This window comes from Pseudomonas sp. WMBT8, from assembly GCF_050916005.1.
Classification (GTDB): Bacteria; Pseudomonadota; Gammaproteobacteria; order Pseudomonadales; family Pseudomonadaceae; genus Aquipseudomonas.
Window position 1 is genome coordinate 328,689 of the sequence record NZ_CP188096.1, and the last position, 13,200, is coordinate 341,888.

The window sequence follows — 13,200 nt, forward strand, 5'->3', positions numbered from 1 at the left end:
TCAACACCAGGGGATTATGCCGGCTCGATGCTGACCCAATACCGGGTCAGATAGCTCACCTTAACGGGTAGGGTTTTGCTCAAGTTTTCCAACACCGTATCGGTGTCATCGATACGGAACGCGCCCGAGATACTCATGCCCCGTACAGACGCGGCACAGCGCAATACGCCTGGACGATAGCGACCCAGCTCTTCGATAAAGTCTCCCAGGCGCCAGTCATCCACACTCAACATCCCCTGGACCCACGCAGTTGAGCCCGCGGGTAATGGGCGCACCTTGTGGACTTCATCGCGACTGAAAGCCACTTGCTGCCCGGCTTCCAGGCGCAGCGTCCGCTCGACATGCTGACTTGGGCATACCTGCACAGCCGATTGCAGTACGCCGACGAGTGTTTGCTCAGGCAATTGACGGACGCTGAACCGGGTACCCAGCGCGCGTACGCTGCCCTCGCCGGTTTGAACGATAAACGGACGCAGGGCGGGGTCTTTGGCGGTCTGAACCTCAATCTCACCACTGTATAGCTGGATCACGCGCTGTTTTGAGTCAAAGCGGACATCCAGGGCGGTGCCGGCATTCAGTTCCAACTGCGAGCCATCGTCAAGCTGCAGCGTGCGACGCTCACGGGTCCCGGTGCGTTGTTGAGCGAGCATCGAGCGGTACGGTATCTGGTCCGCCGCCATCCAAGTACAGCCGCCAGCGGCCACCAGCATGCCAAGCAGTTTCAGAACATCACGGCGCTGTGTCTTCGCTGCGTCCAGGCTGGAGAGGGCGGCTCGCCTGGGCATCAACGCCCATTGCCGTTGAAGCGTTTCGACCCTTTCCCAGGCTTGCGAGTGCAGTGGGTCGGACGTTATCCAAGCCTGCCAGGCCTGGGTTCTGGCTTCATTGACCGTACCGTCATTGAGTTGCACGTACCAGGTAGCCGCAGCCTCAAGCGTCTTGAGATCCAGAGAGGGGGTCATCAACTGTCGACCAGCAACAGGCAACGGGTCATGGCACGAATCAAGTGATTTTTGACCGTCGTCACTGACACCTCGAATCGCTCAGCAGCTGCAACATAGCTAAGCCCTTCCAGTTGCACGGCGAGAAAAATCTCCCGAGTCCTGGTGCCCAACTCATCGAGCAGGCTATCGACGGCAACCAGCATTTCGATGATCGACAACCGTATCTCTGGTGAGACATCCACAGGTTCTGGCCTTTGAGCCAGCGCGTGCAGATAAGCCTGCTCAATAGTGCGGCGGCGGGCCTTATCGATCAGAAGAGAACGCGCAATGGCACTGAGATAACCTCGAGGCTCGCGGATCGGCGCGTCATTGCGGGCCGTCATGACCCGCACAAACGTGTCCTGAGCCAGATCCGAAGCATCGGCGGCATTGCCCAGGCGGACTCGCAACCAGCCTTTCAGCCAGCTGTTGTGTTCGCTATACAGCTGATGAAGAGCTGATTGATCAAGCGCTGACATGAGCGTGCCACCGATGCGTAAATGGTAATCGCTCTCATTTTCGTGATGGCATGATTTTTATGCAAGAGACTTTTCTGCGCCAGGGAGGGAAGGGTGTGGACATTTTGTGGGGGGGGGCACAAACCCGAACCCCAGAAACAACAAAGCCCCCACATTTCTGTGGGGGCTTTGTTTTGTATGGTGCGGCACCAGACGAACGGTATGTTTCGGCCGGGCTAGGTTTTTCGGGCGTCTGGAGTTCGTTGGAAAATTCGGCGTACCCCAACTAGTAACTATAAATAAATCAGCTAGTTATGGCGCTCGGTGGAATCGAACTCGAGATTTTTTAGATGTCAGCACGTTGTCGGTCTGCAAGTAATTCAGAGCCGCATACGAATGGTAACCCCCCCCCCCTGAATTTGAACGTTGTCGATCATCCCATCCGTAGAGAATAGGCAGGACTCCGCCAAAAGCTGCCGTGGCGACAGGCAGCAGACGGCCAGAGGAGGACACATCAAAGATGTCTACGAAACTAGAGCGCTTAACAACTCACGACCGTTGGTAGGGAGTCGGCGGGGCCACACTAAACTCAGGGCGAGCAACGGGCCATTAGCGCGGTTCCAAGCCGGTCTACCAGGTCTGCAAAATTAAGCGCAGCACTTTCTTTGATGAGTAGCCGTTGTCCGACCTCGTAGGTTGTATCGCCACTACGTGTAACATAGTCGTTATCAACGATACCCTGCTGGTGCGCCAGAAGATGGCGTTGCTGATAGTAGACACGCAGTTGTGTCATAGCAGAGGCCTCCAGTAGCTGAGCGTATGAAACTCCGAGTTCTGTTTCCCACAATGCAGAGCCTGCATCGAGATTCTGGAAGGCATTACGCCGCGGCTCTTTGCCGGTTCGAGCTTCATATAGCTGCTCAGCAAGCCGCTGGAAAGAAGTAACTGTATCTAAAATGGCCTTCTCTAGAAGAGTTCGTGTCATCACCTCGGCCTCGTCGGGCTCGAGCACTCCGCGTAGCGTTCCACCTAGTGCAGCCGACGTTCGGATAGTCGCTAACGTTTGCAGAAAGGTGTGGCTCGCCGAGTTTTTCCCGCAACTCGGACAGAAGTAGGCCGCGCCAACGTAGGAATATCTGCACGCGCAATCGTCGCACCTTGTACGTAGGCGCATCGGTTCCGCTGCGGCTATCGGCAAAAGAACAGCATCCTTTCCGCCTTTGACGTCTAAAGTAATGCTGAGGAAAGCGCCCGGTTTTTGTCGTCGTTTAGAGGCTTGGGCGTCTGCTCGCATTGCGCCGTTTAGACCGTTGATCACAGTGCCCAAAGCGTACTCCTTTGCCGATTCGATCTGTGCGGTTGTGAACCATGATTTGGCTGGAGCAGCGTGCCGGCAGGATGGGCAAAAAACCTCATCGTCCCGCACGATATTTGTCCAATCATCACCGTAGATCTTGAATTGGAACAGGCACGCCTCAGCGGGACATTCCTTGTCGATGTAACCCTCCGCATCACTTTCAATGGGCACAGACACCTGCTGAGTCGCAGCTAGTCGGCGAAGCTCTTTCTGCAAATTATCAAACATGCAACACCGTCCTGTTCATTTCCTTGCGAGAGCGAAGGAAAACGTTTATTCGGATTATGATCATGCATCGACATACACCATAAGGTAGTCCTGATGACCACTGCCCATGTTTTCATAGCCACCAGTCTGGATGGCTTCATCGCCAGGCCCGATGGTGACATTGACTGGCTTTTGCAGCGCGACGATCCAACTGAGGACCATGGCTATTCAGACTTCATCGCTGACAAGGATGTGATTGTGATGGGGCGGGGAAGCTATGAGAAGGTGCTGACCTTCGACACTTGGTTCTATGAACGACCCGTGGTGGTGCTGTCTGAACGGCTGGCGGATTCGCCAGTGCCCGAGGCGTTGAAGGGCAAGGTACGTTTCTCCAACCTTGCACCCATGGAACTGATGGAGGACTTGAAGAGGCAAGGCGTGCGTCGGGTTTATGTCGATGGCGGGCAGGTGGTGCAATCATTCCTGTGCGATGGATTAATCGCTGACATGGTGATTACCACTGTTCCTGTGCTGATCGGGTCGGGAAGACCATTGTTCGGGGCCCTTCAGCAGGACGTTGAATTGAAACTAGTATCCAGCCGCTGCTTTCCTTCTGGGTTGGTACAGTCCACTTATCTGCTGGCCGCATGACTGCCCGCGTATATGTCCAAGCCAGAGCGAGAAGATTTTCAGCTCTGAGAAGAGGGTCTGAAAGGCGAAGTGCGCGGAGCACGCAGTGAGCTGGCTATGTAGGAGGCAGTGGTGTGCAGGGATAACTGAGCAATCACTACTTCAGAAACAACAAAGCCCTCGCATTTCTGCGAGGGCTTCGTTTTGTATGGGCGCCAGACGAACGGTATGTTTCTGCGGCTAGGTTTTTCGGGCGTCTGGAGTTCGCTGGAAAATTCGGCGTACCCCAACTAGTAACTATAATTAAATCAGCTAGTTATGGCACTCGGTGGAATCGAACTCGGGATTTTTTAGATGTCAGCACGACGTCAGTCTACAAGTAATTCAGAGCCGCATACGGAATGGTAAACCTCCCGAATTCGAACGTTGTTGATCATCCCCTCCGGCGAGAATAGGTAGGAGTCCGCCAAAAGCTGCCGTGGCGACAGGCAGCGGACGACGACCAATAGCGGACGCTCACGATTGCTTGAGAACCTTAGAGTGCTGCAGCAGAGAAAAGAGTAACGAAATATTTGAAAAGAAGACCTATAGGAAGCCGCTCTCAAGGAGAGCAACGGTTCCAATTCCAATCTCCGCACCCCACACGACTCGTCCGGGAGGAATGGCCTATGTACAGGCCTGTCAAATTTCCCGTATCGACGATTTTTAACTGCAAGGCTCCAAAATAAGCAAGCCGATCGCTTTTATCGTACCATTCTCCGGAGATGTAAGAGTTCTTGATCATGCCAAACATACAGTAAGTTTTGCCTTTAGCGTCAAACTCCGCATAAAGATACTTTCCGAACTGCTTGATATCTGTATAGCTGTGACGATCCTTAATCTCTTTGAAGCTGGGACTATCCGGAGCCTCCCAAACTTGCTGCCATCTACCTGATAATGCAGGGGGACGATCCCGAAAAAAGCCCCTCACAGGAATCCAGTGCAAATACTTAACGAAATAGTGAGATAGACTGAAGTCCAGAAGCGTTTTTACAATTAAAACCGCACAAGGAGCTGCTAGGCCAGTTGCTACGACATTCAAATCAATATTCATATTACGACTCTAGCCCCAGCAACTCTCCAGTTATTTTGGTCGATATCTCAGAAAGATCATTAACCAGCTTCCTAGCTAGCTTATTCTTCATCAGCGATTTGGCATGTTCAATCAACTCTTCACGAACCTCTTGACTAAGAGTGAAGTCCATGTGAGAGAGTTCCAAAATTTTCATGATAACCGTAGAATACTCATAGCTCTTACTCGGCTTGAGGGACTTAATTTCGCCAAGCGTGTCAACTCCATCAATTTCGCAAAGGGCATACGTTATGATGATCTTTTCCAGGTTGTCGACTGAATCAGCGCGCTTCTCCCTGAGTCGACTTATCTGTCTGGAATTGACTAGATCAGCAGTCATCATTGACACAGCAAAATTAGGGAACGCTGCGATAAGAAAGTTGAGGAAAGCATCAAATCTTTCGGTCGCCTTCTTTCTGTGCTCTTGGGGTAGCTCTTGGTATTTAGAATGCCTCGCAAGCTTTTCCAACACGATAGGCCGCAGCTTCTCTTGAAACCGTCTAGTATTCAATGCAATAGTCTTTTGATAGAAATCCAAGGCACTAGAAAAGTGCTGATCTGCTATCGAGCGATCTGTCACGTGCTCTGCCGCCCTGAATACTCGGGCATAGAGAGACAGTGAAGATTGAAATAACGTTGCGCCATGGAGGTCGTCCCAAGTAGCACGGGACTCGCCATTCTGAGGACACTCCCTCAAAGGATTTTCACTATCCATCCGATCATCGATTTCGTGCTCTTTAGGAGGCTCTTGGGCAAGAGCTTTATCGATGGACTCCACCTTCAGCTCATCGAGAATATCTGACTGCGCAGCCTCTTGAAGCTCCTGCGCAGCGGACTTCAGATCGGAGATTTTTTCTGACGCAACACAGATTTCCCATGCGTCAGCAGTGAGCTTCTGACAAAACTCAAGTAAAGCTGTATCTTCTTTCGAAATAGCAGATATATACTCAATAACTTTATTGAAACGCAGGAAGTTAATCGAGTTATGCAGCTCTGTGTACGAAGTACTTCTATTGCTGAGATATCTGGCGTAGACGTAATCAAAGAAACAGGCCTGACTGAATCGGTATCTACCTTCAGAAAGTTCAATCACGCCGCTTGCCAATATAGGATTGAGGTAGGAGGCGACCTGAAAGTCCTGAGCAATGTCACCATTGAACTGGACGATAAGGGCATCCACTTCAGACACCTTGAGGGCGAATGTATTTCTACAGACCATTTCATGAGCAATGCTACCAAGCAGACGCAATAGATCCTTATATTGTGGTGCCCGCTCAACAGTAATACAGTGCTTATGCATAATTACTTCGATAAAATTCTCAACAAGATCTGCCTCATGCAGATAGGTAGAGAAATGGCCTTGCTTTCGCTCATAAATCGAAAGCAGCATAGAATACACAAATAAATTATTCGGCATCCCTGCGTTATCAACAGCTTTCAAGATTTCTCTTGCAACAGAGTTCTGTTTGGTAGAACTTGAAAGCCACCTCCCGACCAATCCCTTGAGATGGCTTCGCTTCATCCCGCCGATGTTTACCTCAAAAAACTTCCTAGCCACTTCCGTGCGCAGCTTTGTTGCAATTTCATGAGCTGTAGCGTGCTTACAGGATATAATGAACCTAGGAGCCTTGTATTCTTTCAGGAAGTCAATCAGTTCGTCAATGCAGCGTTGAGAAAGCCCTTCCACCCCGTCAAAAATCAGAAGTGCATTTTCGGTTGTGGTTTTATTGTTTAGAGTGTCAATGTATAAAGCCGAACCGGGGAGAGAATCGTAAATTTCAGTTAAAACTGCCTTGATTCTATTCTTGGACGGCAGCTTCTTTCCTTTGCAATCAAAATAGAATGCAATTTCATCTAACTGCGCCTGCGCTTGGCTCCTGAGCTTATTCATGAGCAAGCTTTTCAATATGGTGCTTTTTCCGGAGTTCTCACCACCGACGAGAAGAAAGTTATCTCGCGACTTCGTCAATTCCTCAAAGCCAATATACTGCTCCTCGCCGTCCTCTTCGATTTCATACCCCTCCACCTTAATAGCAGGGCAAATGAATATCTCAGAAAGTCGTTTACGTTCAGCCTCTGCCACACCAGTGTTGCACATCAGATCGTAGTCAAAGCGATCCAATACTTTACTACAATCCTCAGCAAACGCTTCTCTATTAAAGCCACCCGATAGAGCTGCTTCGTAATCCATTTGCCCTTGAGGACACCTATCTACCCATGGCGCAAACTTCTTAGCAGCCTCGTCATATCGCCGAAATAGAATTCTTCCTGACTTAAGATTGTTAGTATGATTTGCACTGATGATTGAGTAACCGCTTTTCTCTGTTCCTGACAGATCAAACCTACCAGCCTGCATTTTCATCACAAAGTCTTCAGAAAATGAAGATTCCCGAAGAATATTAAATTCATGCATGTGTCCGTAGAAAATGGTTGAAACCTTAAAGTTGGTTATTTTCGCAGACAACAACCTGCGCTCCTCTGGATGTAGCCACTCCATAGGGTGATGCATGATGATGACCTTTTCCTTGAAGCCACTGATACTCTTCATTGCAGCATCTAGCTGCCGCTCCCCGATAAAGAGGTTCTCTCTATCACCCTCTCCAATCGCGGACCAACCGGTATTAAGGCATGCAATACCAACATTTCCATGTTTGTAAGTCTGATAAAAATCTTTTATCTCCACCACACTCTGAGATCCTTCGTAGAACTTACTAGTAAAGTCCAACCATCCTGCATAAGGTTTTTTTTCACCAGAAAGCAACTCAGCCTGGAGCTCGGCTATACCTCCAGAGTCATGCTCTTTACGAAGGCTTTTTATTGCTAGTTTCGTAGAGAAACTGAAACCACTCCAATCCGTGTCATGGTTCCCTGGTACCAAAAGAATATCTTTATTATCTAGCCTGAGGGCATCACGAATAGGAACGATTATTTCTTTCTGGCAGAGTTCGAACTCTTCCATCTTTCCTGAGTAGGTCAGATCTCCGGAGAAAATGATGGAATCAGCCCCCTCAAGTGACTGTATGTCCGCCAAAAATGCGTCCTTCAACCTCTCAAGAAATTGTCTGGACTGCCCTTTAAGCGGAGTGGTACTAGCGTGTATATCTGAAACATGTATTATTTTTTTCATAATCCATCATGATTTAGTGGTGGCTAATTGCCCCCATTATCCATTTTGAATTTTATCCAGTCCAGAGCATTGTTTGCGGATGCCTGCACCATTGGTCGGTGCAAGTGCCCCTAAGCTGAGCTACTATCGGACGAGGCCAGGACGTCCTTACTCTGACGTGACTTTTCTGCAAATACCTCCCCTATTCATTTATAGCTCCTAAGCTTCTTTGACAGGTCAAGGTCTGCTTTTGGCCGATTGTGTTGAAAAAGTCCGGCTTGGTTCCCATGGCTGAAAAGTACGCGTCTGAGATTGAAATCCTTACCTTCAGCAGAGGCTGCGTGACTCGGATTTCACGTAGCAGCGTGCAAAAAAAGGTGTTTTTACCCATCAATATTCGAACAGTTTGGGGAAACCGACTTTTTCAACAGAATCGGCCGTTTTCTGACCTTCGTTTAGAGGTTGAACTGCCAGGGTTTTCCTAAGCGATGAGTGAGTAATTGCATGGTCAGCAAATAGTAATAGCGCGTCGATTCTGTGTGCTGGTTTATGTGGTGATTCAAAAACCACGCAAGGTGTTTTCTCTGCCAAGTCCATGGATTGTCGCGTTGCCAGCGCTCAGCGATTGCTGTTTGGATAGCCTTCGCCTGATGCAGGTGGCGTTGCCGCGTGGTATGCGACCCGGTCAGGACGCCCGCCAGGAACAGATCCATATCGAATGCCGTGCTCATGCTCGACCACCAATGTAAGCGGCCACCACGACGATACGGTTGTGCCCCAGCTCATAGCTGATTTGTACTCGGGCTTCCTGATCGAGACGTCGGTCGAGTTGATAGCAATGGCCACCGTTGATGGGGGCGGGATGGTGGGTGATTTGCTCATAGCGTTCGCACGCATAGGCTGCCCGCAATTCGTGGAAGCCTTTGATGTTGTACTGATGGAGGATGTCCCGTGCAGGACGGACGATTCCCCGTTGGAAATCGAGGTAGGTTTCGTTCGGTGCAAGTAGGTTGCGGCTACCGTCGGGTGAGACCTGTTCGGCGAATCTCAGCGCCTCGCGAATATGATCATCCGCCCTGATCCAGCGAGGTGCCGAGGCACCTGAGCGGCCCCCCTTGGTGCCATCCTGGATGTTGATCTTGCCGTATTGTTCGGCCTCACGTTTTAAGCGCGGAAGGTCGGCCAAAATGGCCTCGCGTAAGCGCATGCCGGTGGCTCGCGCTAATTGAGCGATGGCCGCGGCACGCGGCTGCTGGTGTGCGCAAAGCACCTCTACGACCCTCTTCACATGTTCGCGGTCTTGGCCTTGCGGCACCGAACGACGAACACTGGTGCGCCGCATTCCTAGCGCCTTGCTCGGACTCGGTACTTTCACATACTGATCACCGCGAAGCGCTGCCAGGGTCCGATTGACGCTGGACAATCGGTTTTGCGCAGTGGCGATGGCGAGATCGCTGCGCTCAACCAGGTGACGCAGATGCTCCGCGTAATCCAGCAAGGTCTGCCGATCAATCTGCCGTGCGTCATTAATTCCCGGGCCATCCTCCGACCGACACCAGCGTACAAACACCAGCCAACGATCACTGTGTGCTTTGACCGTCCCGTAATGCCCGCCGCCAAACAGATCACGTAGCGCCTGTGGCCCGGCATAACTCAGTTGCCGGCCATAGCCAAAATTGCGCCCATCCCGTCTACCGACCAATGCCATGATCGAACTCCTCTCGAAGCCAAAACTTTTAAAACCTTCCCCACGTCATCCCGCCAAGAATGTTGAGTGTTATCAGGGATCAAGGCCCCTGCGACCTGTGAGGGTTGTCCACTAACGCGGGACTGGCGGCTCTTTACGGCCGGGAGCTTGGGCATCTCATGATCTGGCCTCCTGAACACTTCCGAGGAAGTGGGCGGGTGGGGCTGCATCGGCTGACGAAACCAACGCCGCGAGATCCTGAGTCGGGTGAAGGCAGTGATGAGATGACCGGGGCATGCCTGACTGTCAGTCAGGTACAACCCATTCCTTGGGCTGCGGCACCATCATCTGCATCGCTGTTGCGGGTGACTTCGGTGTTTGTCACACCGATTGTCACGAGGGGGAATGCCGCAAAGCCTTGTACGAGTTGGGCTGCAGCAGCGGTAGGAGCGCCCGTCTCTTTCCGGGAGAAAGAGACGGGCGCAGGTTGGCGCACGGGAATGGCCAAGTGGATAGGTTGCTGCAGGGCAGCTATGAAAGGGGATAAGTTGCCGCAGTGGGCACACTGGTAAAAGTAGGCATCCATCACATCGCTGTGACCGTGCGAGCCGCCGGACGCTAATCGCACTTTGGGAGAACCACCACGGTGTGGCGTAGCCTTAAAGGTTCTGGCTACCTGGGTTGCTGTCAAAGACAGCGCTTTGCCCGATCTTTTCTACGCCTGTGGATAATTTGGGTCAAGGCCCGAATTTTCGGGCGTTCTACGGCTGTGGATGAAACTATCCACCGGTGGAAATCAGTGGTTTTCCACAGACAGTTGCGTGGGCTTTAGATTTTTTAAATGAGGTCCATCCAAGCAGGGCGGCTTTGCAGCCCCGCTTGGATGGACCCGAGTGGAAGGGCGGACAACGGTGATCTCACAGGCTTACCCACGTTTGGATGCGCCACGGCTATTTTGTAGGGCGGTGATGTTGTTGCCGACTGGGTGAGCGAATTCGTGAGGCGTTACATGGCCGCTACGATTGGCATCAATGTAGTTGCTCCACCACGCCATGATCAGCCGGCGCTGCTCCAGAAATTCAGCTTTGTGGATATACGCGGCGCGCACACGGTTGCGTTCCTTGTGGCTCATTTGTCTTTCGATGGCTGCGTCGGTCCATAGTCCGGACTCAAGCAGGGCGCTGCAGGCCATGGTCCTGAAGCCGTGGCCGCACACGTCCTTGCTGGTGTCATAGCCGACGTTGCGGAGCATGGTGTTCACCGTGTTCTCGGACATGGGCTTCCAGTACTTGTGGTCGCCCGGTAGCACCAACTCTGAAAAGCGACTCAGGCTGCGCAGGCGCTCCAGTATTTCGATGACCTGCGGCGATAGCGGAACCATTTGAATGTCGCCGTTCATCTTGGTCCCGCGTGTGGAGTTGCGTACCCCTTCAATCGGTGCGCGTGTATCGGGGATTTCCCACATGGCGCGTTGGAGGTCGAACTCACTCCATCGAGCGAAGCGCAACTCGCTGGAGCGGACGAACACGTGCAGAGTCAGCAGCACGGCAAGGCGCGTCAGTTCGCGGCCGTTGTAGTTGTCGATACGGTGTAGCAGTTCGGGTAGGCGGTTGAGGGATAGGGCGGGGCGATGGACTGTGCGCGGCGCGTGAAGCGAGCCTGCCAAATCCAGTGCAGGATTCATGGTGATCTGCCGAGCCCTTTTGGCCCCGCGCATGATGGTGGATAAGTAGTTCTGTACCCGTAACGCCACATCCATGGTGCCGCGTTCCTTGATGCGCTGGGTGATCTCTAGCAGGTCATGGGTATCGAGTTCAGCGATGGGTCGTTGGCCGATCAGCGGGAAGACGTGGGTACGCAGTCGGCTCATCACGGTTTTCGCGTGTCCTTCGGTCCAGCGGCGGGACATATCAGCGTGCCATTCTAGGGCGACGGTTTCGAAAAGCAGTGCCGCCCGCTGGGCTACGATCTTGGCCTTCTTCTTTTCTTCCATTGGGTCGAGATTGTCGAGCAGCAACGCCTTGGCTTCGTCTCGCTTACGTCGTGCGACGGAAAGGGTAACTATGGGGTAATTGCCGATGATGAGCGTACCTTCCTTGCCGTTGGGCTTGGTGTACTTCAAGCGCCAGGTCTTCACGCCATTGGGTTTGACGAAAAGGTACATGCCGCCACCGTCGAACAGTTTGTAGGCGCGCTCGCGGGTTTTGGCCGTGCGGCATTGCAGGTCGCTGAGAGGGATCGCTAGACGTGGCATAGGGGTACGCGCTCCTGACCGGGAAATCGCAATACCCCTAACATACCCTCGGGGAAGGGGGATTTTGTTGGATCCCGACGGAGGGTTCTGGAACGAAAAAACCCGCCAAAGGGCGGGTTTTCGGGGCTTCCAGAGCATTCGGTGGAATGCAGTGGAGCCTAATGTGGTGCCGGCACCAGGAGTCGAACCCGGGACCTACTGATTACAAGTCAGTTGCTCTACCAACTGAGCTATACCGGCGTGTTAGGGCGACGATTATAGCGATTGGAAAGGTTCTGTAAACCCCTGAATTCTGACTATTTTTCAGAACGTGGTTTTTCCGCTGCCGGTCGCGTGCTCCAGCGCTTTGGCAAGGGGTGATGCGTGCCGGTGCCGAGGCCTTGGGGGGGCCTGAGGCTTGATACGCAGAAGGTATCAAACCGCCCCTTGATCAGTATTAAACAACGCCGTTGTTCATTGCTAAGTTGAGGGGGCACTCAATGAGGAAAAGCCAATGAACTTCGCAGGAAAAACCGCCGTTATCACCGGCGCTGGCCGTGGTTTGGGTTTTGTCTACGCACAAGCGCTGGCCCAGCGCGGGGCCAATGTGGTGATCAGTGATATCGGCGCCGATAACCTCGGTTCGGGAAGCGATGCCTCCATCGCCCTGGACGCGGCACGCCGCCTTGAGGCCGAGGGTTTGAGCGCGGTTGCTCATCAGGGGGATTTGTCCAGCGAGCAAGGCTGTCGGCAGTTGGTCGAGACGGCCATCGCGGCGTTTGGGCAGCTCGACATCCTGATTCATAACGCCGGCTGGGTGGGTTATCAATCCATTGAGGAGGCGGAGGCGGCGTTTATCGGGCGTGCGCTGGATATCAATGTCTATGCGCCCATCTGGCTATGCAAACATGCCTGGCAATACCTCAAGCTATCCACTGCCGCGCGGGTGGTGCTGACGTCGTCTGATCGGGCGATGTACCAGCAATATGCCCAGCCCGGGCTGGTGGCCTATGCGGCGGGGAAGATGGCGCAGTTGGGCATCATGAATGCGTTGAGTATGGAAGGCGCAAACGCCGGGATTCTGGTGAATGCGGTGTCGCCGGTGGCCAAGACGCGCATGTGGGGCGTTGAAGGTGAACCGGGCAATCTCAAGCCGGAGTGGGTAGCTCCGGGGGTGGTGTTTCTGGCGTCGGAGCGCTGCCAGGACACCGGCTATATTCTGCGCGCCAGCAATGGTCAATTTACCGCGACGCGGTTTGTCGAGAATCCGGGGGTGGATTATCCCGTTGACCTGGCGCGGGTCGGGGCCTCCAGTGCCGAGCAGGTTGCGCAGCAGTGGGAGCGGATAAAGGGCTGTCATTAAATTGACTTTTAACCGCTCGTCGAAATTGCCGCGCTAAAAAACACCAAAATAATGACACTCACCTA

Annotated in this window: 10 protein-coding genes and 1 tRNA gene; 2 read left to right on the forward strand and 9 right to left on the reverse strand. The window is 52.7% G+C overall.

Going from position 1 to position 13,200, the window contains the following annotated elements; genetic code table 11:
- Positions 1 to 14 precede the first annotated feature (14 nt).
- From ACO77H_RS01370 to ACO77H_RS01380, 3 genes are all read right to left on the reverse strand, one after another.
- Entirely contained in the window at positions 15 to 962 is a 948-nt protein-coding gene (locus ACO77H_RS01370; RefSeq protein WP_262376981.1) for a FecR domain-containing protein, read from the reverse strand.
- Positions 962 to 1,462 (reverse strand): sigma-70 family RNA polymerase sigma factor, encoded by a 501-nt coding sequence (locus ACO77H_RS01375; protein ID WP_169953863.1) that lies wholly within the window; start codon positions 1,460 to 1,462, stop codon positions 962 to 964. Before ACO77H_RS01375 ends, ACO77H_RS01370 begins: the two co-directional genes overlap by 1 nt.
- A 568-nt stretch (positions 1,463 to 2,030) precedes the next feature.
- Positions 2,031 to 3,026, reverse strand: a complete 996-nt coding sequence (locus ACO77H_RS01380; protein ID WP_432754898.1) for a hypothetical protein — start codon at positions 3,024 to 3,026, stop codon at positions 2,031 to 2,033.
- Positions 3,027 to 3,119: 93 nt separating this feature from the next.
- Between ACO77H_RS01380 and ACO77H_RS01385 the strand changes: the two genes are divergently transcribed.
- Positions 3,120 to 3,656: a dihydrofolate reductase family protein gene (locus ACO77H_RS01385; RefSeq protein ID WP_432754899.1), complete on the forward strand. Its 537-nt coding sequence runs from the start codon at positions 3,120 to 3,122 to the stop codon at positions 3,654 to 3,656.
- A gap of 580 nt (positions 3,657 to 4,236) precedes the next feature.
- Here the strand turns inward: ACO77H_RS01385 and ACO77H_RS01390 are convergent.
- The 6 genes from ACO77H_RS01390 to ACO77H_RS01415 all read right to left on the reverse strand — a co-directional run bounded on the left by ACO77H_RS01390 (position 4,237) and on the right by ACO77H_RS01415 (position 12,033).
- Positions 4,237 to 4,728 (reverse strand): hypothetical protein, encoded by a 492-nt coding sequence (locus ACO77H_RS01390; protein ID WP_198865481.1) that lies wholly within the window; start codon positions 4,726 to 4,728, stop codon positions 4,237 to 4,239.
- A 1-nt stretch (position 4,729) separates the two neighbouring features.
- Entirely contained in the window at positions 4,730 to 7,873 is a 3,144-nt protein-coding gene (locus tag ACO77H_RS01395; RefSeq protein ID WP_432754900.1) for a metallophosphoesterase, read from the reverse strand.
- A 434-nt stretch (positions 7,874 to 8,307) separates the two neighbouring features.
- Positions 8,308 to 8,583, reverse strand: a complete 276-nt coding sequence (locus tag ACO77H_RS01400) for a hypothetical protein (RefSeq protein ID WP_432754901.1) — start codon at positions 8,581 to 8,583, stop codon at positions 8,308 to 8,310.
- Complete coding sequence (locus ACO77H_RS01405) at positions 8,580 to 9,560, reverse strand: integrase domain-containing protein (protein ID WP_432754902.1); 981 nt, start codon at positions 9,558 to 9,560, stop codon at positions 8,580 to 8,582. Before ACO77H_RS01405 ends, ACO77H_RS01400 begins: the two co-directional genes overlap by 4 nt.
- A gap of 904 nt (positions 9,561 to 10,464) precedes the next feature.
- A complete protein-coding gene (locus ACO77H_RS01410; protein WP_432754903.1) occupies positions 10,465 to 11,793 on the reverse strand; it encodes a tyrosine-type recombinase/integrase in 1,329 nt (442 codons plus the stop codon).
- A gap of 164 nt (positions 11,794 to 11,957) precedes the next feature.
- Positions 11,958 to 12,033, reverse strand: a tRNA-Thr gene (locus ACO77H_RS01415).
- 253 nt (positions 12,034 to 12,286) lie between these two features.
- On the opposite strand from ACO77H_RS01415, the gene ACO77H_RS01420 reads away from it, so the two are divergent.
- Positions 12,287 to 13,135, forward strand: a complete 849-nt coding sequence (locus ACO77H_RS01420) for an SDR family NAD(P)-dependent oxidoreductase (protein ID WP_432754904.1) — start codon at positions 12,287 to 12,289, stop codon at positions 13,133 to 13,135.
- Positions 13,136 to 13,200: the final 65 nt, after the last annotated feature.

Bases quoted from the DNA above. Each gene is read 5' to 3' on its own strand.
- ACO77H_RS01400 (WP_432754901.1), bottom strand. From the start codon at position 8,583: ATGAGCACGGCATTCGATATGGATCTGTTCCTGGCGGGCGTCCTGACC.
- ACO77H_RS01410 (WP_432754903.1), bottom strand. From the start codon at position 11,793: ATGCCACGTCTAGCGATCCCTCTCAGCGACCTGCAATGCCGCACGGCC.
- ACO77H_RS01390 (WP_198865481.1), bottom strand. From the start codon at position 4,728: ATGAATATTGATTTGAATGTCGTAGCAACTGGCCTAGCAGCTCCTTGT.
- ACO77H_RS01395 (WP_432754900.1), bottom strand. From the start codon at position 7,873: ATGAAAAAAATAATACATGTTTCAGATATACACGCTAGTACCACTCCG.
- ACO77H_RS01375 (WP_169953863.1), bottom strand. From the start codon at position 1,462: ATGTCAGCGCTTGATCAATCAGCTCTTCATCAGCTGTATAGCGAACAC.
- ACO77H_RS01385 (WP_432754899.1), top strand. From the start codon at position 3,120: ATGACCACTGCCCATGTTTTCATAGCCACCAGTCTGGATGGCTTCATC.
- ACO77H_RS01405 (WP_432754902.1), bottom strand. From the start codon at position 9,560: ATGGCATTGGTCGGTAGACGGGATGGGCGCAATTTTGGCTATGGCCGG.
- ACO77H_RS01380 (WP_432754898.1), bottom strand. From the start codon at position 3,026: ATGTTTGATAATTTGCAGAAAGAGCTTCGCCGACTAGCTGCGACTCAG.
- ACO77H_RS01420 (WP_432754904.1), top strand. From the start codon at position 12,287: ATGAACTTCGCAGGAAAAACCGCCGTTATCACCGGCGCTGGCCGTGGT.
- ACO77H_RS01370 (WP_262376981.1), bottom strand. From the start codon at position 962: ATGACCCCCTCTCTGGATCTCAAGACGCTTGAGGCTGCGGCTACCTGG.